Source organism: Bacillus sp. 01N45 (assembly GCF_056399205.1).
This window is the reverse complement of sequence record NZ_JBFTQW010000002.1, coordinates 383,055-405,415: the sequence shown is the minus strand read 5'-3', so window position 1 is coordinate 405,415 and position 22,361 is coordinate 383,055. Positions and strand designations below refer to the sequence as shown.

17 protein-coding genes are annotated in these 22,361 nt (G+C 33.1%); 7 read left to right on the top strand and 10 right to left on the bottom strand.

Features of this window, described 5'->3' with window-relative positions:
- Nucleotides 1-6: 6 nt before the first annotated feature.
- A complete protein-coding gene (locus tag AC1DMU_RS06265) occupies nucleotides 7-456 on the top strand; it encodes an NUDIX hydrolase (protein WP_088063638.1) in 450 nt (149 codons plus the stop codon).
- Nucleotides 457-499: 43 nt separating this feature from the next.
- Here AC1DMU_RS06265 and AC1DMU_RS06260 read toward each other — a convergent pair whose 3' ends face one another.
- The 6 genes from AC1DMU_RS06260 to AC1DMU_RS06235 all read right to left on the bottom strand — a co-directional run bounded on the left by AC1DMU_RS06260 (nucleotide 500) and on the right by AC1DMU_RS06235 (nucleotide 5,324).
- Complete coding sequence (locus tag AC1DMU_RS06260) at nucleotides 500-1,615, bottom strand: NAD(P)/FAD-dependent oxidoreductase (protein ID WP_088063639.1); 1,116 nt, start codon at nucleotides 1,613-1,615, stop codon at nucleotides 500-502.
- A 126-nt stretch (nucleotides 1,616-1,741) separates the two neighbouring features.
- A complete protein-coding gene (locus AC1DMU_RS06255; RefSeq protein ID WP_088063640.1) occupies nucleotides 1,742-2,395 on the bottom strand; it encodes a YdeI/OmpD-associated family protein in 654 nt (217 codons plus the stop codon).
- Nucleotides 2,396-2,539: 144 nt separating this feature from the next.
- The gene (locus AC1DMU_RS06250; protein WP_088063641.1) at nucleotides 2,540-3,310 is read right to left on the bottom strand and encodes an arylamine N-acetyltransferase family protein; all 771 of its coding nucleotides are present in this window, start codon (nucleotides 3,308-3,310) and stop codon (nucleotides 2,540-2,542) included.
- Between the two features lie 138 nt (nucleotides 3,311-3,448).
- Nucleotides 3,449-3,952, bottom strand: a complete 504-nt coding sequence (locus AC1DMU_RS06245) for a MepB family protein (protein ID WP_088063642.1) — start codon at nucleotides 3,950-3,952, stop codon at nucleotides 3,449-3,451.
- Between the two features lie 107 nt (nucleotides 3,953-4,059).
- Nucleotides 4,060-4,431, bottom strand: a complete 372-nt coding sequence (locus tag AC1DMU_RS06240; protein WP_088063643.1) for a DUF4180 domain-containing protein — start codon at nucleotides 4,429-4,431, stop codon at nucleotides 4,060-4,062.
- Between the two features lie 200 nt (nucleotides 4,432-4,631).
- On the bottom strand, nucleotides 4,632-5,324 hold the full coding sequence (locus tag AC1DMU_RS06235) for an HAD family hydrolase (protein WP_142291773.1): 693 nt from the start codon (nucleotides 5,322-5,324) through the stop codon (nucleotides 4,632-4,634).
- 447 nt (nucleotides 5,325-5,771) lie between these two features.
- On the opposite strand from AC1DMU_RS06235, the gene AC1DMU_RS06230 reads away from it, so the two are divergent.
- From AC1DMU_RS06230 to AC1DMU_RS06215, 4 genes are all read left to right on the top strand, one after another.
- On the top strand, nucleotides 5,772-6,437 hold the full coding sequence (locus tag AC1DMU_RS06230; RefSeq protein WP_087984467.1) for a response regulator transcription factor: 666 nt from the start codon (nucleotides 5,772-5,774) through the stop codon (nucleotides 6,435-6,437).
- Complete coding sequence (locus AC1DMU_RS06225) at nucleotides 6,430-7,902, top strand: sensor histidine kinase (protein ID WP_088063645.1); 1,473 nt, start codon at nucleotides 6,430-6,432, stop codon at nucleotides 7,900-7,902. Before AC1DMU_RS06230 ends, AC1DMU_RS06225 begins: the two co-directional genes overlap by 8 nt.
- 345 nt (nucleotides 7,903-8,247) lie before the next feature.
- On the top strand, nucleotides 8,248-9,180 hold the full coding sequence (bla, locus tag AC1DMU_RS06220) for a class A beta-lactamase (RefSeq protein ID WP_088063646.1): 933 nt from the start codon (nucleotides 8,248-8,250) through the stop codon (nucleotides 9,178-9,180).
- 328 nt (nucleotides 9,181-9,508) lie between these two features.
- Nucleotides 9,509-9,691 (top strand): hypothetical protein, encoded by a 183-nt coding sequence (locus tag AC1DMU_RS06215; protein ID WP_060486771.1) that lies wholly within the window; start codon nucleotides 9,509-9,511, stop codon nucleotides 9,689-9,691.
- 295 nt (nucleotides 9,692-9,986) lie between these two features.
- Here the strand turns inward: AC1DMU_RS06215 and AC1DMU_RS06210 are convergent, their stop codons facing one another.
- The gene (locus AC1DMU_RS06210) at nucleotides 9,987-10,664 is read right to left on the bottom strand and encodes an ABC transporter ATP-binding protein (protein WP_060486770.1); all 678 of its coding nucleotides are present in this window, start codon (nucleotides 10,662-10,664) and stop codon (nucleotides 9,987-9,989) included.
- A gap of 11 nt (nucleotides 10,665-10,675) precedes the next feature.
- Nucleotides 10,676-12,106: an ABC transporter permease gene (locus tag AC1DMU_RS06205; protein ID WP_088063647.1), complete on the bottom strand. Its 1,431-nt coding sequence runs from the start codon at nucleotides 12,104-12,106 to the stop codon at nucleotides 10,676-10,678.
- A 155-nt stretch (nucleotides 12,107-12,261) separates the two neighbouring features.
- On the opposite strand from AC1DMU_RS06205, the gene AC1DMU_RS06200 reads away from it, so the two are divergent.
- Nucleotides 12,262-12,429, top strand: a complete 168-nt coding sequence (locus AC1DMU_RS06200; protein ID WP_162862808.1) for a hypothetical protein — start codon at nucleotides 12,262-12,264, stop codon at nucleotides 12,427-12,429.
- Nucleotides 12,430-12,741: 312 nt separating this feature from the next.
- On the top strand, nucleotides 12,742-13,698 hold the full coding sequence (locus tag AC1DMU_RS06195; protein ID WP_088063648.1) for an alpha/beta hydrolase: 957 nt from the start codon (nucleotides 12,742-12,744) through the stop codon (nucleotides 13,696-13,698).
- Between the two features lie 111 nt (nucleotides 13,699-13,809).
- Here the strand turns inward: AC1DMU_RS06195 and AC1DMU_RS06190 are convergent, their stop codons facing one another.
- Entirely contained in the window at nucleotides 13,810-15,264 is a 1,455-nt protein-coding gene (locus AC1DMU_RS06190; RefSeq protein WP_088063649.1) for a pyridoxal phosphate-dependent decarboxylase family protein, read from the bottom strand.
- A 55-nt stretch (nucleotides 15,265-15,319) separates the two neighbouring features.
- Entirely contained in the window at nucleotides 15,320-22,330 is a 7,011-nt protein-coding gene (locus AC1DMU_RS06185; protein WP_142291753.1) for a non-ribosomal peptide synthetase, read from the bottom strand.
- Nucleotides 22,331-22,361: the final 31 nt, after the last annotated feature.

The window sequence follows — 22,361 nt, the reverse complement described above, 5'->3', positions numbered from 1 at the left end:
TATGCAATGAGAGCACCATATCAAGTATTAATATTTCCTTATATAATAATTGAAGATTCTATTCAATACGCTATTTTTAACCGAAGTGATTATGGTTATTGGCAAGGAATAGCTGGTGGTGGAGAAGATGGTGAAACTCCTATTGAATCAGCAAAACGAGAATCATTTGAAGAGGCTGGTATTTTAAAAGAATATCCCTATATACAATTAGAATCTGTATCTTCACTACCTGTAGAGGATATAGTCGGAGGATTTCTTTGGGGAGAAGATGTTTATGTAATAAAAGAATTTTCTTTTGGAGTTAAAGTTTCTACAAAAAATATTTCATTATCTAAAGAACACTCCAATTATAAATGGTTATGCTTTGAGGAAGCAGTAATGCTGTTGAAATGGGATAGTAACAAAACAGCGTTGTGGGAATTAAACAAAAGGTTATCAAAGCAGTTAAAGAATTAGTTATAAATAAAAAAGATTAGGAGCGAATCCTAATCTTTTTTTGTTATTCAATTGCACCAGCAACGTCATAATCGTTTAAATCTAATTCAATTGTTTGTCCGAGTGCTAATTTAGCAAGTTCTGAACCTAAATATGGTCCAGCAGTTAAACCTGAAGCACCTAATCCGTTTGCAACAAGAATACCGTCGAAGTTAGGAAGTGGTCCGATAACAGGTAAGAATCCTGGTGTAAATGGTCTAAACCCAACTCTCGTTTCAAGCATAGTACCATCTTCTAAACCAGGTGCAACTGTTAATGCTTTATGGAATACTTCATGTAAACCACCTGCTGTTATACGATGATCGAAGCCAGTTTCGTTTTCATGAGTAGCACCAATTACGACATGACCATTGTCAAACGTTAAAATGTATTGATCGTTTGGCGGCATAACAACTGGCATATTTTCGGTTGCTGTATTTTCCGTTTGCAAATGAACAATTTGTCCTTTTTGGAACGTAACTAAGAAATTGATTCCTAATGGATTCAAGATTTCATTTGCCCATGCCCCTGCAGTTACAATTACCTTTTCTGCTACCATTGTTTCGTCATTTACTTTAACTCCAATAATATGATTACCTTCACGGACTAATCCTGCGTCTCCTTTTATAAAAGTTGCGCCATGTTTTTTTGCAGCACTTATTAATGCGTTACGTAATGATCTTCCGTTTACTCGTGCAGCGCCACTAATATGAACAGAACTGTATTCTTCAGATAATGCTGGGAATAATTTTTTCGTTTCTTCAGCTGATAAGCGAGTGATTTCACCAATCTCTGGTGCATCTTCACGTCGTTTATAAGCGCGCTCTTCCATTTTATCTAACTTTTTCTCATCAGTATGTAAACTAATTGCACCTACACGTTTGTATCCTGTATCCGTTTCACCGTCTGCTTCTAATTGCTGAATTAAAGAAGAATAGTAACGTGCACCGCCTTTAGCAATTTTATACCACGCTTTATTACGACGCTGTGAAAGCCAAGGACATACAATACCAGCTGCTGCATCAGTTGCTTGCCCTAATTGTTGTCGATCAACGATAGTAACATTCGCACCTGCTTTAGCAAGATGATAAGCAGTAGACGCTCCTAAAATACCAGCTCCAACTACAATATACGATTTCATTTCAAACACCTTTTCTCTTTTGCTAATTATTTAAATATAAGAACTTACTTTAGTATACTGAAAGGAATCCTTTTTTCAATGTGCTAAGCGTAATTAATTGTTGCATCATTGTGATTTTCCTAACCATTATTTTTTCTTCTTGCGGAATAATTCAATTGTTTTATAGCCTTGTGAAAGAATTTCAATCATTTTCTCAAGACGTTTGTCACGTGTTTTTTCTTGTTTTACAGAAAATAAATTACGCGCCCAATCTTTTTGATATCCAGGTGTTAAACTTTGATAAAATTTAAGTTCATTTGGATGATTAACTAATAATGCTTCAACATCTTTAATACGATCTGCATAATCGGCAACACATTGACTCATAGCAGGCGTTTTCTTCTCTTTTTTCTTTTCACGCTTTAAACCTACAACAGTAAAGACGTCGTCCATACTTACCATTCGTGCAAATTTAATATCACTCTGTCCTACATACCCATCTTCGCCAACGTTTAACGCTGGAAACATCTCATCACGGTGAATAAACGTACTGTAACGAGAATTACCTTTTTTCGGATATGCGAAGAATATGTAGCCTTTTTCAATTAGTAATTCTTCATTACTAATAATATAATTCGTTTGTTTCACCATTTCATCAAGTGTTTCTACAAAAATAAAAATGGCATCGTGTTCCTTTGAAAATGCAGTTTCTTTTCCTGTGAAAATGTCATAATCACTAGGTTCATTCATTACGACCATATTTGTATACTTATTAAGTTTCAATTTATCAATAATTGACATAAAAATCTTCCTTTACATTCAAAATTCATTGTACATACTGTTCTAGTGTATTATATCTATTAATAAAATCAAACTTTAATAGTTATTTTAAATTAAAGTTAATAAAATAGCCGATTCTGCGTAAGAACCGGCTAGCTATTCGTTTCATCTTAACTCAATAGCAAATAAAGTATTTAATAGCTCTCTATATTGATCTTCTGTAATTTCACATTTTATTTTTTCCCCATTAATCATTTCAGTTAAACTCGTATTCGTTAAAGAGACATGGCCATAGTCCGTTAATTTCACTGCAATTGGTCCCTTATTAAAAATAGATTTCTCATCTTCTATTACTCTTTTTTGAACATCGTTCACTACTGTCTCATCAATGATACGATTATAAAAGGCATGACAAACTTTCCACTCTCCGTTCGTATCTTTTCTTTCTAGAACGTAATTTCCTTTACTTGTGTCTCGTTTTCTCACTCGATACGAACCATTTTTAGAGGAAACAGGCTCTTCAGTAAAAGGTACAGGGATTAAAGGTACTAAGGAAGCAATACCTACATCAATTAAGTATCGTTCGTTAGCATACTTTAAAATAATCGTTATATGTCCATCTTCAAGTGCCCATGCATTGATTTCATTTTTATATACGGTTCCAAGTGCAAGTTGTACATCATAACCACAATCTTTTAAAAAGTAGTAAAAAAGAGTATTTAATTCATAACAAAGTCCGCCGCGGGATGTAGTTAAAATTTTATTCTGTAAATTTTCCATAGTAATTGTATTCGCATTACGTGCTATAACATCTAAATTCTCAAATGGTATAGTGTGTGCAAATGCAAAGAGAATTGTATTTAATTCTTCAAACTTCACTTCAGTACGGTTTGTAAGATTCAATCTTGTAAACAGTTTGTATTGTAGACTTGTCATATTCAGCACCCCTTAACATTTATAAGTTAAAATAGTATATGCTGATTGTAAATTTGATGGGGTACTGAAACAATGTACATTTCGTTTAACTGTACCGGTACAAAAAGTCTAATTCACAAGATTACTTAAGAAAAGAAGCTACAAATACAAATGTAATAGTTTATCTATATGTAAATTATTATGATCGCTTATATCAACAAAATATTGAAGTTGCCACATTTGGCTCTTTTTAGCTTGGTTGCTAACAGGAGTATCCCAAATAGGATACACTCTCATAGCCATCTTCCCTTTTTGACTTTGTGTTTTTAATATTTTTTCTTTAAGAAGAATTTCTTTAGGGAAAATAAATTGTCCTAATTTATTTTCATCTATACAAGTGATAACTAAAAGATTAGGAGCAGCGTCATAAGAAAATGCTTGATTATGCATATTGTCATCTTTCTCCCAAAAAGAAACAAATTGCCCAATTTTATTAGGGGTAATTTTTGATATTCTAAAACGAATGCTTTTATGATTTAAATTAAATAAACATCCCGCATATTCAGCGTTTTGCTGTTCTTCTTTTAGATTCGTGATTATGAATTCGTTAGGTTTGTAAATTATATTGTTTAAATTTCGGATTACATCATTAAATTTGTTCAAGAAAATCCCCCCCCTTTATTCACCCCTTAGTTTATCACAAACATCAGTTCTTATATATTGTAAATAATAAACGACGTGAAAAAGAAGGAGATTTTACTATGGTATTATTAATACTTCAATGTACTTAGTTTTTCAATTGCTTGTTGTTCAGTTGCTAAGTAAAAAATGTCTTTCCCTTTATTACATTCATAAATAAAATCCTTTAAGCTTTTACTCGTATACATTGAGAAATCTCCAATAATAGCAATCTTTACTCTGTAATTTATAAACTTTTGAAGGATATCACCAGCAAGGCGTGTTTTTAAGTCAAAGAAACTTTCAGTTATTAATGATTTGTCGATAATAATATGTTTAGCATCTACCTCATATTGAACTGTTGCCATAAGATCTAATGCCGTTTGAACATCGGAAATTAGTACTTTATCATTTTTTATGACCGCAATATTTATTCCATCGATAACTAATTTCTTTATTTCCATAGTCCCACCCCTTTATAATTTACACAGTATGAGTAAAATTATTTTAAAAAACTTCGTATTAACCATAGATTAAATTAGCCGCAACTATTAAAATCGCCACTATTTTTATTGTAAATATCTATTTTTTATTACTAATACGGTCAATGAAATTAATGATAGTTTCTCTTTTTATATTTTTGAATATATATATGAAATTGCTTTTACTTGTTATAAAAATATTGTGGATTAACATAACTTAACAAACTATCCAAAGTGTTAATCTCGGCATATGGTTGTATTTGGGTAGTATTCTTGATTTTCTGAGGGTTAAACCACACACCTTTTATATTTGCATTTTGAGGACCAGCAATATCCTTTTCTAAGTCATCTCCAATAAATAATACATCTTCTGGTTGCACATTAAGCTTATTTAATGCTAGTTCGAATATACGTTTATCAGGTTTACTCAATCCTACTTCTTCAGAAATAATAATCGTATCAAAGTAATTGTTTAAATTCGTGTTAATTATTTTAGCTTTTTGTCTATGCGTTGAGCCGTTTGTTATAATTCCAATTTTAAAGTGACTCTTTATATGATTTAAGAAATGAATAGTATTTTGGTCTATCGAAAAACATTTAGGGAAATTTAAATTCCAAAAATCTTGGATATAATCGCGTGGCAATCTATATTTCGGCGCGAATTCATCAAATAATGATTCTAAAACTATCGTTTTATCACTAATGCCGTATTCCCTTTTATCGTATTCTTTGAATTTCTGTAACATATTGTTTTTGACTGTATCACTAACATCCTCATAACATTTTTCTAAAACTAATAAAAACAAGTTATCTACTGCCTTATCCCTATCAATTAACGTATCATCTAAATCAAACAGCATCGCTTTATAACCCATCAAATAATTTCACAACCTTTCTCACATGATTTAAATAATCCCTTGTTCGCACCTTAGGCCTTTACTAAATTAGCAAAAAAACTAAAAAGTTTGTGGCGTACGCTCTAAAATTTCGCTGGCTTCTTTTATATTTAAGTTCATCTCCCTTTCCCCTTCTAGTAAAGTATCGAAAGTATATTTTCAAACAGTTTAAAAAACTACATGCAATTTACATTATTATACATTAGTTTTTTGTAAATATTAATCGTTTAGCTTTTTATATAATAAGTTTTTTCAAGCACACAAATATTTCTCCATAAAAAAGGAATATGGGTAATAATACTTTTTTGTGGAGAATACACAATCTTGAAAATGGAGTTACTACGTTAAACGTCCTATGAAGTTTCCTACTGTATCTCCACATAAACTACAGATAGTACGGCTATAATGACTACCAGAGGTGATATTATGAAAAACTATCATATCCTCGTGGTTGAGGACGATCAAGAAATTCAGGAATTAATTAAACAATTTTTAATGACACAACAGTATACAGTGGTAGTTGCTTCAGATGGACTAGAGGGTATGACACAATTTAATAAGCAATCCTTTGATTTAGTGCTTCTAGATGTAATGATGCCCAATCTTAATGGATTTGAAGTTGCTAAAATGATTCGAAGTCAGTCAAACATACCAATTATTATGCTAACTGCGTTAGAAGAAGAGGAAGATCAAATGAAAGGGTTCGATCTTGGGATTGATGATTATATAACAAAACCCTTTTCGTTTCATGTTTTGATTAGACGAGTCCAAGCTGTACTTAGAAGAAGTTATGATAAAAATGTAAATAATTATTTGGTATTTAAAGAAGTGCGCATTGATGTTGATGCATATAGAGTATATGTAAATGATGTTGAAATTTTGTTAACGACAAAAGAGTTCGAAATTCTACAACTACTATTTCAAAATGAAAGAAAAGTACTTACAAGAGAAAATATCGTAGAAAAAGTTTGGGGATACGATTATTTTGGAGAAACACGAATAATAGATACACATATTAAAAATCTACGTAAAAAACTAGCTATCCCCTATATTAAAACAATAAAGGGGATTGGTTATAAAATTGATGAATAGAATTGTAAAAATCATGAAGATGAAGCAAATTACTTATAAACTCTTTATGACTACATCTCTCATTTTGTTATCCTTTGCAGTGTTGATTTATTTAACTTTATATTTCTTTCTCCCTACGTTTTATGAGCAATACAAAACAGATCAACTTCAAACAGGGATAAAAGAAATAATTGATAAATCCAAAGATCTTACGTTTCAAGATGCAATACCACTTTTTGATGAATACGCAAAAAAAAATAACGCGATGCTTTCGCTTCAAAATAAAGAAGGAATAATTATTTACTCGCCTTCATTTTCTTTTATTCAAAGTGGTACACAAACAACAGTAGTTACTAAAGCAGCACGATTTGAGAATGCAGGTACCATTAGCAATTCATATAATGTTACGGAACCAATTCAATTCCAAGATGGTAGTTTAACGCTTGTAGTGTTCGCAACATTTCAACCGATTGATGAAGCTTCGCAAGTATTAGCGCGCTTTCTCCCCTATATTAGTATCATTGTGATCGTAATTGGTATAGGGAGTGCTTATTTCTATTCCAGGTTTATTACAAAGCCACTTATTTATATTAATGAGGGTGCACAAAAGATGGCAAATTTAGATTTCTCCGAAAAAATTGAGGTTCGCTCCACAGATGAGTTAGGAGAATTATCTAATAGTTTGAATGACATGTCTATTAACTTACAACAAGCTATGTTTGATTTAAAAAAAGCAAATGAACAATTAAAAAATGATATTGAAAAAGAAAGAGAAATAGAAACAAAACGCAGAGAGTTTTTTGCGATTGTAGCACATGAATTAAAGTCCCCTCTTACTGTAATGAAAGGATACTTAGAAGGGATGATATACAATATTGGCCCTTATCAAAATCGTGATCAATATTTAAAGAAAAATCATCAAATTATTGAAAGTATGGAACAATTAGTTCGTGAAATTTTAAGTATGTCAAAGTTAGAACAACACACATTTAAACTAAAAATAGAAGAAGTTAATCTTTCAAAGTTAATAGGTACAATCACAAAAGATCTCGAATTTTTCGCTTCTCAAAAAAGCATCCAAATAATAAAAGAAATTGACTCTGACCTTTCTGTTTATACAGATCGTGTACTTTTTGAAAAAGCATGTAAAAATATTATCCATAATGCAGTTATGTATTCACCACATAATGAAAAAGTCTATATAAAGTTAAGTAAAGATTCTAAACAAGATCAAATTAAAATGCAAATTATAAATACAGGTATCAATATTAAAGATGAAGATATACAACAAATTTTCAAACCATTTTATCGAATTGAAAAATCAAGGAATCGAAATACTGGCGGAAGTGGTTTGGGGCTATATATTGTTAAACAAATTCTTGAAACGCTAAATATAAAGTATTCTATAAAAAATATGGAACATAGTGTGCAATTTTGCATGAACATTCCTTTATCTAAACAAAAAACAAACAAACTCCCCTCTTAGTAGGACGAGTTTGTTTGTTTTTGTAGCAAGTATAATCTTATTAGGAATCAATAAGGGGGACTTTTCGTTTTTTAAGCTCTTTATTTCTACCATCCAACTTTATTAAGTGGAGTTCAAAAAATGGAGTTTGCGATGCTTAAAAACAAAGTTAATAGATATGTTAAAAACCTTAATCATAAATGGAACAAATGTGTTACTTAGATTGTCTATTACGTATAAAAAAGGTGTTCTTGGTAGTCTTCTCATTTTGTACAAGAGGAGTGCTATCCAGTGCATTTGTTAATTGTATAGGTATGTAAAATACTTATACAAAATCCATATATTCTTGAAAGAGGTTGAAAATGTATGATAGTTTCAAAGAAGTTTTTTCACATTGCACATTATAAAAAGATGCTACCTGTAGTATTACTTTCATGTGTAACGCTTATAGGCTGTTCCAATAGTAATATTCAATCCGAACCATCGAAACAAACCAAACAAGAAAATACAAGTAGGCATTCTTTTGTAAAGCTTGAAAAAGAATATGATGCTAAACTTGGTATTTATGCATTGGACACAGACACGAATCAAACTGTTACTTATCGTTCAGATGAACGCTTTGCATACGCATCTACCCACAAAGCCCTTGCTGTTGGAGCACTGTTACAAAAGAAATCAATAGAAGATTTAGATCAAAAAATTAAGTATACCAGCAAAGATCTTGTGAACTACAATCCAATTACAGAAAAATATGTAGGAACAGGTATGACTCTGAAGGAGCTTGCAGATGCTTCCATTCGATATAGTGATAATACTGCACAAAATCTTATTCTTAAACAATTAGGTGGGCCAAGTGAATTCAAAAAATCACTAAGAGAAATAGGAGATTCTGTTACAAATCCTAAACGTTTTGAACCAGAATTAAATGAAGTGCAGCCAGGTGACACTCGTGATACTAGTACCCCAATGGCATTAGCTACTAGTCTTCAAACTTACGCGCTAAGTGATATCCTTCCAATTGAGAAACGGAACTTTTTAATAGATTTGATGAAAAGAAATACTACGGGAGACAACTTAATTCGTGCTGGAGTTCCAGAAGAATGGGAAGTAGCCGATAAGACTGGTTCTGGGGCTTATGGAACAAGGAATGATATCGCAATTATTTGGCCACCAAATAAAAAGCCAATTGTTCTTGCGATACTTTCTAATCATGCTAAAGAGGATGCGAAATACGATGATAAACTTATTGCAGACGCAACCAAAATAGTGTTAAACGCTTTAAAAATAACGAATAAATAATTACTCCTACTTTACGGTACTTATATTTTGAAAGACATATACGTGTCTAAACGCTAAGAAGTATTAGTGAATTTATCCGAATTAATCAATATCGAATAATAAGTATCTCTTGATAAAGGTTTACTATATTTTAAATGAGCAAATACTTTAGTATATATAGTTTTTGAGTAATCAAATTTTCGTTTTTTGAAATATAGTAAACAGTATTGGAAAAGCGAACCATCCACTATATTTGTCGAATCACTTTTATTTCATCTAATATTCGGTACTTAGTTTTCTCCAGACTGATATATTATACATACAACTATTCTAGAAAGGTGATGATGTTATGTATGAACAACAAAATAATAGGGATAGAGATCAAAAAATGGTGTTTTCTATGCACGGAGTTCCCTCAAATAAAATTAACATGAATCAATTACCTAAATGGATTAGAATTTTTGGCTATTGTGCGTTTGGTTGGATGATAGTATTTAGTTTAATTATGATTGTAGGTTTAATTCTGCAATAACTATACAAATACACAGTTAAACGGGACAGCATTTAGATTATATATCTAGGTAATGTCCCGTTTTTTATGTGTGTTTATCCCATGATATAGGTAACCAATTATAATAAAAAGAACTTGTAGAATATCCTACAAGTTCTTTTTCAAGTATTGTTAAAAAGGAAACAACAAACTATTTTAACATTCAGTACAGGGAGACCATTTTGATTATGGCTTGATTTTATTATATATCAAGTATAAGCTTTTGAAATGGATAGTTTTTGAAAATTATGTGAATTAAAAAGCTAAGATATTTGTATTAGATTTGGTTTACGACCAACTTCTTCTTACTTAAATACACTGCACGATCAGATTTTTTAGCAACTTCCTGTGAATGCGTTACAACAATAATACATTTATTCTCTTTATGTGCAAGTTCTTGAAACAGTTCTATAATATCCATCGCTGTTTCTTCGTCGAGGTTTCCTGTCGGCTCATCTGCAATAAGTAAATCAACATTACAAGATAATGCTCGAGCAATTGCTACACGTTGTTGTTGCCCACCACTTAGTTGCAAGACGTTACGTTTCGCTTCTACTTCAGTGAGTCCTACTTTCTCTAATAACTCTAATGCCCTTGCCGTCTTATTTTTCACTTTAACACCTGTAATTTCCATCGCTGTTAGGACATTTTGAAGAGCAGTCATATAAGTAATCAAATTATAAGATTGGAAAATTACAGATACATTTTGATTACGATATCGATCCAAACCAATTTTTCGAATATCTTTGCCATTATACAGTACATAACCATTTTTAGGGACATCCAGTCCACAACCTAAGCTTAGAGTTGTAGTTTTACCAGATCCAGATGGCCCTAAAATCGTGTAGAAATGCCCTTTTTGAAAAGAAAAGTTAACATTGTCTAGTATCGCTACATTTTTCCCATTACTTTCATAATAATAATCCAAATTTTTAAATTGTAAAATCGTCTCCATATTGAGCCTCCTCATTCATCTTTTAAAAGAATTTGTTTTGGGTTTAAACGTAGAATAGATAATGCCGGAAGAAGCGTTGCTATTATAGCAATAGCTAGTCCAATTCCACCCATTTTCCCTACATCTTCTCCTGTTACACTTACATCAATTTTATCAATTGGATCTTCTTTTTGATTTTGTAGAGTACCACCAGGTCCAGCCATCATTACAGTACCATTTTGCGAGGTATCTGTTTCTTCGCTTGCAATAGCAATTTCACTCGAAAGTAAATTATCCCCGATATATTGAGAAACCTTAGCTCCTGTTGTTATGGATAATCCAAATGCTAAAATAGCGACACATACTACTTCTACTACGAACTGCGCCATCAGTTTCCATTTTTTCTCTCCAATAGATAACAGAATTCCCATTTCCTTACGACGTCCTTTAATTGATAGCATAATGATTAACCCTAATATAATCGCACCTGCAATTGAAACAATATAAATAATTATTTGAGAAGTCGAAGAGATATTTTCGATAGGACCAATCATTTGCTTGTACAATGAATCATGCGCATCTAATTTATAATAATTAAAATCAATATTAGATTTTTTTGCTTCTTTTTTAAATGCATCAATATATTGTGGATCATTCAAGAAATACACGACTTGAACACTACTTATACCTTGGTCTACTTCTAATTTTTTCATAGTTGAATGCGGCATATATAGTTTATTAGCTGGATCCATAATAGGAGGAGCCTGTTGACCCATTGCTTGCTCATTTGTTTCGTAAATACCGATAATTTCAACCTCAAGGGTTTCCTTCTTATCCCCTGATTGCACTTTAACTTTGTCCCCTACTTTCAAATTGTTTGATTCCGCTAATCGTTTTTCCATTAAAGCTACATTCTGACCCTTCATTTGCTCTGTAATTGGTTTTCCATCAATGATTTTACTTTTTCCGTTTTTAAAGCTTTCTTGTAATGCAGTCTTGCGGACCCCCTCAATCATAAAAGTAGCATTCATATCTATTTCTGTACCAGAGCTTGAACCGCCTCGTACAGCCGCCATTCCCGCTTTACCTTTTCCTCCTTCTTCTCCTTCTGAAGCTCCTACTAGTTTAAGTCCATCAGAAATTCCAAAAGTGCTGCCTATGTAATTATAGTCATTTACATATTTTGAATCCGCTAATTGATCTGCTTCTTTTGTATTAAGCTTCGGCAGATTAGGCATTTCTCCAGTTTCACTAGCTTGTTGACCTAATTTGTCAAAATCAAGACTTAAAGTAACATCTGCGCCCAGTTTTTTTCTTGCAGCATCCGCTGCTTTTTTTGATGCATTTTGGATTGTGAACCCTGAAAGAACCAAATTTGTAACAATCAGAAATACTGCCATCAAAATTAATGATGTTCCTATCCTTTTTTTCATACTGAGAATTGCGCGTTTCATAAAATTCATTTTCTCTTACCTCCTTGATAACTTGTATTCTATATATGTTATCTAGAGTCTATATGGAGCTAATCGGTAGTTTATCTAGAGATATAAGGAGTTTATGTGTAGTTAGTTAAAGTCCAATTGCAAAGTTTTGTATCATCAATACTGATGAGGAAATTGTGAAAGCATATTGCGGAGAGAATGCAATTAAACATGTAGCTGGAAATAAAGATGGTTCAGCGGATGAACTTCATACAGTTATTAAAGAGGCTACTAATAAAGTAAGACATAACTCTTATACAATTCCAAAATTAATCAACCTTCATTTAAGGAATACAAATGTATGAATTCTTACCGAGTATGAATTCGAACAGGTATCATTTGTAATATGTCATTAAAATAAAAAAGATCATCACTTGGTTTAGTTAGAAAACTAAGTGTACATAAATACAACGACATGAAAACACTTTGTTCCTAAATCCACTACTTGTATTATTGGTTGCGTGAAACTCCTTCTTGAGAAAGGTTATTATTTCTGAATATTCTGTTGACTGTTATAACATATCCAATTTACAATTTAATTATGGTGTTCTTTCACAATTAAACTACTTAGAATACACTTCATTTATTTGAAAATAATTACAAATAGAGGTGCTCAAATGAAAAATAGAGTAAATCCAGAATTATTACAAGGGTTAGAGATGTTTCCAGATCTCGATTTACGCCCGGAAAACTTGCAATCAATTAGAGAAGGAATAGCTCAAATGAGACCACCTACCGTTGTTGATGACTCCCTTTCGTTAACAGATGAAGTCATTGTTGGACCAGATGCTAATCCTTTACCATTAAGAATTTATCGTCCAAAATCAAATCATAAATCTTTACCTGTCTTATTATGGATACATGGTGGTGGTTATATCTTAGGTTCTATAGATGATAACGATGATACTTGTATGAGGTTTGCAAAAGAAGCTCGCTGTGTGGTCGTATCTGTAGACTATCGCTTAGCTCCTGAACATCCTTACCCAGCACCAATTGAAGATTGTTATGCAGCTTTAAAATGGATTGCTGATAATGCAGAGTTATTAAACATTGATTCGAATCGAATTGGGGTTGCAGGAGTAAGCGCTGGAGGTGGACTAACAGCAGCATTATCATTATTAGCCCGAGATCGAAAATACCCTTCGATTTGTTTACAAATGCCACTCTATCCAATGATTGATGACCGAAATAATACACCTTCGGCCAATGAAATTAAAGAGGGATTTGTTTGGAATCAAAAGGCAAATGAAGCTGGTTGGAAAATGTATTTAGGAGAAATGTATGAAACGGATCAAATCCCTGCCTATGCAGCACCTTCTCGAGCTGAGGATTATAGTGGCTTACCATATACCTACACATTTGTTGGTCAATTGGATCCATTCCGCAGTGAAACATTAACCTATGTAAGCAATCTAGCGCAAGCTGGTGTTGATGTCGAATTTCATTTATATCCAAATGCCTATCACTGGTTTGAAGGATTGAATCCAAATGCCGAGGTATCTATTTACGCTGTGAACGAAATAGTACAAGCAATAAAAACTGGTTTCAAAAGAGTATCTAAAGTTGAAGCTTAATCCCTTTACAAGAGAAACATTCATGAATAGTTTGCATTGGTGAGTATTTATTTAAATATAATAGCCGATTTTTTTAAATCGGCTATTATTACGTAAAACTTACCTAATATATCAAGTCTGAGAAACAGATATAAGATGTTTAGACGAAGTGTTTATTTCCTCTGCCACTGCTTTTATGCTCATCATGATTTGAAGCATTTCTTCTATTGTTGTCCTTGGATTGATAGAGCAAAGTCGAATTACTACTTTTTCTTTCAATCTAGTCGTACTTAGCATAGAAAATCCTCTTTGATTAATTTCTTCCACCAGTTTTTTGTTTATTTCATGAATTGTATCTGTAGACGTTAGACCACAAGGAATGTAACGAAAAGTAACAATCCCTAATTGAGCAGGTGTTACTACTTCCCAATCTTTTTCTTTCCTTAAAAACTCTTCAACTTGTTCAGCCAACATAATACCATGATCTATTGCCTCACGAAAAGCTGTGATTCCAAATGCTTTAAAAGAAAGCCATACCTTTAATGCTCTAAATCTACGAGAAAGTTCAATTCCGCGCTCCCCAAAATTCACTTTTTCTTCTAAATTAGTTTCCGTATCCTTAATATACTCTGGGATCATACGGAACGTTTTACTTAAATATTGGCTATTTCGAATGAGTACACAACCAACATCATAAGGCTGAAAAAGCCATTTATGCGGGTCTAACGTCAAAGAATCAGCACGATGAATTCCTCTTAACAACTCCCTTCCTTTTTCACTGAGAATTGCTGCAGCCCCATAAGCCCCATCCGCGTGTAGCCATACATCTTCATCACCACATAGATCAGCCAATTCATCGAGAGAGTCCACTGCTCCGCAATTTGTTGTCCCTGCATTGGCAATAACACAGAATGGTTTTTTCCCTTTTAATCGATCTTCTTTTATTTGCTTTTTTAAAGTACTAACTGAAATTCTTAGCTCTTCATCTGTTTCAATTCGGCAAATTTGATGATGTTTAAACCCTAATACTTTAAGTGCTCGATCTACAGAAAAATGAGTTTGGTTAGAGAAATACACAACCGCATTTTCTATGTCATTATTCAACTTGACCTGTCTCGCTACAGTAAGTGCAGTCAAATTAGCCATGGAACCGCCACTGACAAATAGTCCTTCTGCTGAATCAGGGAATCCTAGCATTGATTTTAACCAGTTGATTGTCGTTAATTCAATTTGTTCAGCACCTGCACCTACTATCCAAGCTGTAGGAAATACATTAAATCCACTTGCTAAAAAATCTGCTACTACACCAACATAATTATTAGGACCGGGCACAAAAGCCATAAAATGAGGATGATCCACATGAGTAATTTGATTAAACACATTGTTATTAAGGAAATGAAGTAACTCTTTTGGATTGGATCCGTTTTCCGGAATCGTTTCAATTAGCTTGTCTCTAAAAATATTACTATCAATCGTTTCCGAAACTGGTTTACTTTTTAAATGATTCATATGATCAACAATTAAGTCAACCGCTTGATATCCTAACTGACGCATCTCTTCAGCTGATAACTGCAGGTTTTTTGTCATTTGGTTTACCCCTATTCTATTTAAAAAGGCGAGTTCTTTCTCGCCTTTTTATTTTTTATAATTTGTATTCACCGATTGCCTGTATTGGATTTTGAAGAATCATGTTGATTAACTGATGGATGTGATTCAATATTTCTTGTATTGTCGCTGCTTCATATACGGTTTGATTATATCCAAACTTTATTGTAAGTGTCTCTTCAGGGAAGCACATAATTCCATACTTTACATGCGGCTCATCAACAACTTCGTAATCTGTGATAGCAAAATTTCTGTTTTCATTTGAAGAGAAGATAGCTTGGTTAGTTGGATAGTTTTCAAAAACCCAAAGATGGTCAGTCAACTCGGTTTTTAATTCACTTTGCTTTTGTATATCAACAAATGAATAATATGCATACTCATTACACTTCAATGTTTCTAGTTGTACTTTTTGCAGGAAATCTACAAAAGTTTGCGTTTCTGTCCATGCTAGTCGGATAGGCAAAACATTTGTGAACAGACCAAACATATTTTCAATTCCTTCTACTTCGGGAGGTCTGATTGATACGAGATTAGGTAATACTATTTCTCTTGTTCCATTGTATTTGCCAAGCAATATTCCCCATACAGCTAGTAATGCCGTATTCATAGTTATATTGTTTTTAGTTACAAATGCCTGTAACTGACTAGTCAAATCCTTATTTAATGTTAAATCCATAAATGTGAAGTTTAACCCTTCACTTTGAGTTATTACTTTCTTTTTAGGAATACTAATTTTCCGATTGTACCCTGATAAATAATCGCGCCAAAAATGACGTGCTCTCTCATGATCTTGTGCTACAGTCCAATTTATGAATGTTTCAAAAGGTTTTACAATAGGTAAATCCGCCATAGTTCCGGCATTTTTTGTTTCATAGAGTTGGAATAATTCGTCTATTAAAATGCTGACGCTCCAACCATCACATAACAGATGATGGGAACTCCAAACCACCTTATGCTCCTTATTACCTAGTTGGAATATACAGAGACGGTTCATGAGTTCATCATTTTTAAATCCTCGACTTAAATTTTCATTCATCCACTGGTCTAGGAATTGTTGCTGTTCTTGTTTCGTCATATCAACCAATTTTTTTATCTCTGAAATCATTTGAACATCATGTAGAACAGCTTGCCAAGGTTGTGCTTGTTCATCTTGCACAATTATTGTTCTTAAAGAATCATGACGATTAATTAATTGTTGGAAACACTGAATAAAGAGATCAATATCCAGTTCCCCCTCAAGTGACCAAATTATTTGTTCAAAATATGCATTTGTATCCGGTTCAGTCGCAGCATGTTCATAAATAACTTTCTGGAAAGGTACTAATGGGTAAATACGTTCTATATTTATATCCGGCATTTTTTCTTGTATTTTGGTAAGTATATGTTGATTAAGTTGTTTATCTTTAACATTTAGTAATGTAGCTTTATTATCGTTCATATTGTTTACATCATTTGTTTGTGAACTTGAAAGATGGTCTAGCTTTTTAACAAATTGAACCATGTCCCCTAATATAGGAAATGAAAATAGATTTTTTGGCTCTAGCTCAAATCCTTGTCTATATAGTCTGACGGACACTTGAATTGCTTTTATCGAATCTCCACCTAAGGCAAAGAAATGATCATTTACCCCAACTCGATCTACTTTGAGTACTTCTTGCCAAACACTAGTTAATATTTTTTCCATTTCAGTTTTTGGAGCAATAAATACTTCATTTTTTTGTTTCTCTGGAGTAGGGAGCGCTTTTCTATCTAATTTCCCGTTTGGAGTCAAGGGTAATTGTTCCAAATAAACAAAATAAGAAGGAATCATGTAATCCGGCAAGTGATCTCGCAAATGCTTTCGTAGTTCTGTTGTACTAATATTTTGCTCATTTACCACATATGCAACTAAAAATTTTATTCCATTCTCATCTGTTTGATCAATTACAACAGCATGTTCGATTTGTTTGTAAGTTAGAAGACAATGGGCAATTTCTTCTAACTCTACTCGATATCCTTGAATTTTCACTTGATAATCTTGGCGGCCTAAAAATTCAATATATCCCTCAGGATGCATTTTTCCACAATCTCCTGTTTTGTATAAAAGACCAAAATCAGGATGTGACACAAATGCGTCATTCGTTTTCTGTTCGTCATTTAAATATCCTTTAGCAAGGCCCACTCCCCCGATATATAAATCCCCAATTACACCAACAGGGCACATTTTCTTTTCATAGTTCAACACATAATACGTTTGATTCGCCAAAGGCATCCCATATGGAATACTATTCCAATGTGATTCCACCTGTTTGACCGGATAATAAATTGACCAAATCGATGCTTCTGTTGCTCCTCCTAGTGAAACTACTTCTGCAATTGGAAAATGCCGTTTTATTTTTCCTGGCAAAGAAAGTGGAATCCAGTCTCCACTATGTAAAACTAAACGCAAAGAAGATTGTTCAAAATGAGAACCTACTTGATCCAATGCCAAATCCATGATTGCAGGCACTGTATTCCAAATTGTAATTCCTCTACGCTCGACGGTACGGATTAATTCTTGCATGTTTCTTGGATCACGAATCATTACCAACATTGCACCTGTGCTTAACGTTCCGAAAATATCGTATACAGATAGGTCAAAACAGATGGAAGAGATACCAATAATACGATCATCTTCATTTATCTGATATTTTTGATTAATGTCTTGAATGGTATTTGCAACCGCTTGATGAGTAATAATTACTCCTTTTGGTTTCCCTGTACTTCCTGAAGTGTATATGATATAGGCAAGATCTTCTGGACCAGCAATAGCGGGCATATCTTCTGTTGTATATAATGACAAATGTTTTTCTTCATAAAGACTAGGTTCTAATAAAAGTTTGCATGAGCTATTTTTTAAAATATATGTTTGGCGATCTAAAGGATGATCGGGATCAATCGGAACATAAGCGGCACCTGTTTTTAAAATACCTATCATATTAGCAATTGTGTCAACTTGTCTTTTTGCTAAAAGACCCACTTTGTCACCTAGACCAATGTCTTGCTCTTTTAAGAAATGCGCAATTTGATTGGAGCGTTTATGAAGTTCCGAGTATGTTAACCATTCTTGCTCAAATACCACTGCTACTTCATCCGGTGTACGTTTTACTTGGTCTGTAAATAATTGATACAGAGTAGTTAAAGGTATTTTTTCAGTTGTTTTATTATATTGCTCAATTAAAGTTTGATCCGATTCTTTCATCTGCAAAGATGTTATGTCGCTTTGTTTCACTAATTGTTCCAATAAGTCAACAAATTGGGAAAACATTGCTTCTATTACATCAACATCAAACAACTCTTCAACATAGTTCCAGCTAATTAATAACTCTCCATTTTTTTCAATTACTACATTATCCAAATACACTTGTGGAGTCCGAGCGTGAATATGGCGAAGAGAACCAAGCTGTTCCCAAGCAAACGCACCCGCACCTGCTAGCATCGAGGTGAAAACAATTGGCATAACTGCTTTTGGCGTCATTTGGTGGTATCGAGTAAAATCTCGAATAAAGTTAACTCCATCGTAATGACGATGTTCAAGGCCATCCAATAAAGTAGATTGCGTTTCTTTTACTCTAGTAAAGAAAGATTGCTCTGGTTTTACATCAACATCCAACAAAATAAGCGATGTGAAATCTCCCACAATCTGTTCTACTTCTTCATGAACAGGATAACGGTTAAATACAGTCAAATTAATTGCAAATTTACGTTGATTACTCCAATATGCCAACACATCACCATATATTGTACAAAGCAGAGCGGAAGGAGTTACTTCTTTCTCTTGTGCTAACTTTCGTAGCTTTGTCCACTTTTCATTGTCCAGGATCTTAGTAAGTGATTGGAATTTAGGAGTAGCAATCTCTGCCGGATCCTTTTTTAACAGCAAAGAAGGTGCAAATGGAAAGTCAGGAAGCTTACTTGTCCAATAATCTTTTGCTGTTTTATATTCTTCACTTTGTTCCATTTCATCATAGATAAACATGTAATCTTGAAAATCAAAAGATAGAGATTCTAATTTTTGATTTGGTTTATAATAATAATGCAACAAATCCTGTCCAACTATGTTCATGCTTGCTCCGTCCATTAATAAAGCATCGTATCGAAAACATAATAAATACGTGTCTTCTTTTAAAAGAAAGGCTTTTAATTCAAACAAAGGCCATTTCCCCAAAGGGAATACATGGTTAGTCATTCGAGAACGTTCTTCTTGTAAGCGAGCATTTTGATTCCTATCATCTAAATCTATGAGACTAACTATTTCAATCTCGTAATCAGGAACGCTTTGTAATATTTGCTGTTCTCCCTCTGGTAAAATTACAGCTCGCAACATTGGATGACGATGAATTACCTTTTGAAAGCTTTTTGAAAGACGATTAATATCCAATTTTGTTTCATATTCAAAATATGTTTGAGGTGAAATACCACTTAATTCAAACTGTGAATTCCTCCCTAACATGTACGCTGTCTGAACCTCTGTTAATGGAAATGACTTAGACAAATCTTTAACATGAGTTGGTCTATTTTCAAAGTTTTCCCCTTTATGCTCTACCTCTACACAAGAACTAAGTTGAGCAATCGTAGGATGCTTAAAAAAATCTGTTGTACTTATTTTTAAGCAGTCTTTTCTTAATAAATTAATTACCTGAAGTGCTTTAATCGATTCTCCTTTTAAAGCAAAAAAATTATCATGAATACCGATTCCCTCAATCTCCATAACTTTTTCCCATGCATGCACCAATGTTTGTTCAATTTCATTGCGCGGTGCAACGTATGGAATTGATATATAATCCGTTTGTGTTATATCTAATAATCTTTTCCTATCTACTTTCCCATTTGGATTCAGCGGAATCTCTTCCACCTGAATCATTTTTTCAGGAATCATAAACTCAGGTAATTTATCACTTAAATATTTTCTGATTTCATCAAAAGAGACCTTATTATCGGATACATAGTACGCAGCTAATAATTTCCTATTTCCATATACTTGATCAACAACGATAGCTTGCTTTATTTGTGGATATTCCCTTAACTGGCTTTCGATTTCTCTTAATTCAATCCGATATCCCCGAATTTTTACTTGATGATCCATTCGACCTAGATATTCAAGTTCTCCATTAGGCAACCAACGAACGAGATCACCCGTATGATACATCATTTCTCCTGCAGTAAAAGGACTCGGTACAAATTTTTCATCTGTCAGTTTAGATTTCCCAAGATACCCTCGTGCTACCGCCACGCCACCAATACAGAGTTCACCCAGAATTCCAAATGGTTTTAATTGACCATACTTATTCAATATATAGGAATGATAATTCGGATTGGGACTTCCAATCGTAACTTCTTTGGCGGAGCTCAAATCCTTTACTGTTGCACAAATGGTTGTTTCTGTAGGACCATAAATATTTAAAATTGTCGCTTCACTGATGCATCGAATTTTTTCAACCAAATCAATGGAAAATGCTTCTCCTGCTAACAAAATAGATTTTAAATCTTTCAGAAAATTTACCCCTTCTGGATCACTTAAAATCACTTCCATTCGCGATGGCGTTGATTCCCATAAATCTACCTTATGTACTTTGACCAAATGAGCCAATTCTTTTGTTGCAAACTGGTCCTCTGTAGCAATGACTACTTTCGAGCCTTGTGTTAAAGGAAGACATATTTCTAACAAGGAAATATCAAAAGAAACACTAGCAAGAAACAAGAATGATTGATTATCTTTTACTTTTTCTCTCATTGCACTTAAAAAATGAACAAGAGATTTCTGTTCCACCATTACTCCTTTTGGATTTCCTGTTGATCCTGATGTGTAAATGACATAAGCTAAATCATTAGGAGCGCCTTCCCGAATTAAATTACTTTCTTCACCTTGGAAGAGATGTTCCTCATCAAGATACAGCACTTCACCAGCAAATTGCGGTGACTCTACTTCCGTTCGCTTGCTCAATAAACATTTTGCTTGACTATCTTGTAACATATATTCAATTCGCTCATTTGGATAGTTAGGATCGATTGGTAAATATGCTGCACCTGCTTTAAAAATTCCCATCATGCCAATGATCATTTCTAATGACCGGTCTACCATAACCCCAATAATACTTTCCTTGGATACACCTTTACCTTGAAGAATAAAAGCCAATTGATTTGCTTTCTTATTCAATTCTTTATATGTTAAATATTGATCATTACAAACAACAGCGATTTGATCTGGGGTTTTTAACACTTGTTCTTCAAACAAATCTTGAAATGTTAGAGACAAGTCTATGTTTGTCTGACTGTTATTCCATCCTTCTAACAACTCTTTCTCTTCTTCTGCAATAATACACGTATCTTTCACTGCCAAATTCGGATTTTTTAATACTTGCTTTAAAATATAAAGATACGAATTTGCAAACTGTTGCAAAGAAGAAAACGAATGAGATTTGAAAGAAATTTGAAATTCAAATTCATTATGTATTTCATTCCATTTTCTTTGTATCCAAACCGCTAAATTATTCTCTGCATATTCTTCTATCGAATTTTTATTATGTAACCCTTCCATCCCAATAACAATTTGAAAAGGAGTTAAAGGATGTTCCACTAATAATTCAGAGAGTGGATACCCCTGATTGTCATACCCGAATAAAGTCGTTTCTTCAATCTGATTCACTACTTGTTTAAAGCTATGATGCGGATGGATTTCACTTCCTAAAGGAATCAATTTATTAAGATTCTCGCTTTTTTCAAGATTTTTTTCGATTACAGGAATACCAATAGTAATTCTTTCTTGATCTGTATAGTGTGCCAAACAAATCCTTAACGCGGCCTGTAACCAGCTAAATAATAATAAATCTTGAGACTTACTTTCTTTTTGTATACTTTTACTCAACTCTACATTCATTATGATTTGAACGTGCTCACAAGGATTTTCTTTATTTAGTTGGTAATCACTATTAAATATAGAAAAATCAAGAACCTCGGAAGATAATTGCTCCTTCCAAAACGCTTCTACCCCTTTATTTCCATGAATAGAACTTCGATCTTTAATGTGCATGTTTATCTTTATCCCCCTAATATTCATTTCT

Excerpts from the sequence above, each read along its gene's own strand:
- AC1DMU_RS06190 (WP_088063649.1), bottom strand. The coding sequence starts at position 15,264 with ATGACAAAAAACCTGCAGTTATCAGCTGAAGAGATGCGTCAGTTAGGA.
- AC1DMU_RS06230 (WP_087984467.1), top strand. The coding sequence starts at position 5,772 with ATGAAAAACTATCATATCCTCGTGGTTGAGGACGATCAAGAAATTCAG.
- AC1DMU_RS06205 (WP_088063647.1), bottom strand. The coding sequence starts at position 12,106 with ATGAATTTTATGAAACGCGCAATTCTCAGTATGAAAAAAAGGATAGGA.
- AC1DMU_RS06195 (WP_088063648.1), top strand. The coding sequence starts at position 12,742 with ATGAAAAATAGAGTAAATCCAGAATTATTACAAGGGTTAGAGATGTTT.
- AC1DMU_RS06240 (WP_088063643.1), bottom strand. The coding sequence starts at position 4,431 with ATGGAAATAAAGAAATTAGTTATCGATGGAATAAATATTGCGGTCATA.
- AC1DMU_RS06260 (WP_088063639.1), bottom strand. The coding sequence starts at position 1,615 with ATGAAATCGTATATTGTAGTTGGAGCTGGTATTTTAGGAGCGTCTACT.
- AC1DMU_RS06225 (WP_088063645.1), top strand. The coding sequence starts at position 6,430 with ATGAATAGAATTGTAAAAATCATGAAGATGAAGCAAATTACTTATAAA.
- bla (WP_088063646.1), top strand. The coding sequence starts at position 8,248 with ATGATAGTTTCAAAGAAGTTTTTTCACATTGCACATTATAAAAAGATG.
- AC1DMU_RS06235 (WP_142291773.1), bottom strand. The coding sequence starts at position 5,324 with ATGGGTTATAAAGCGATGCTGTTTGATTTAGATGATACGTTAATTGAT.
- AC1DMU_RS06215 (WP_060486771.1), top strand. The coding sequence starts at position 9,509 with ATGTATGAACAACAAAATAATAGGGATAGAGATCAAAAAATGGTGTTT.
- AC1DMU_RS06250 (WP_088063641.1), bottom strand. The coding sequence starts at position 3,310 with ATGACAAGTCTACAATACAAACTGTTTACAAGATTGAATCTTACAAAC.
- AC1DMU_RS06210 (WP_060486770.1), bottom strand. The coding sequence starts at position 10,664 with ATGGAGACGATTTTACAATTTAAAAATTTGGATTATTATTATGAAAGT.
- AC1DMU_RS06265 (WP_088063638.1), top strand. The coding sequence starts at position 7 with ATGAGAGCACCATATCAAGTATTAATATTTCCTTATATAATAATTGAA.
- AC1DMU_RS06255 (WP_088063640.1), bottom strand. The coding sequence starts at position 2,395 with ATGTCAATTATTGATAAATTGAAACTTAATAAGTATACAAATATGGTC.
- AC1DMU_RS06185 (WP_142291753.1), bottom strand. The coding sequence starts at position 22,330 with ATGCACATTAAAGATCGAAGTTCTATTCATGGAAATAAAGGGGTAGAA.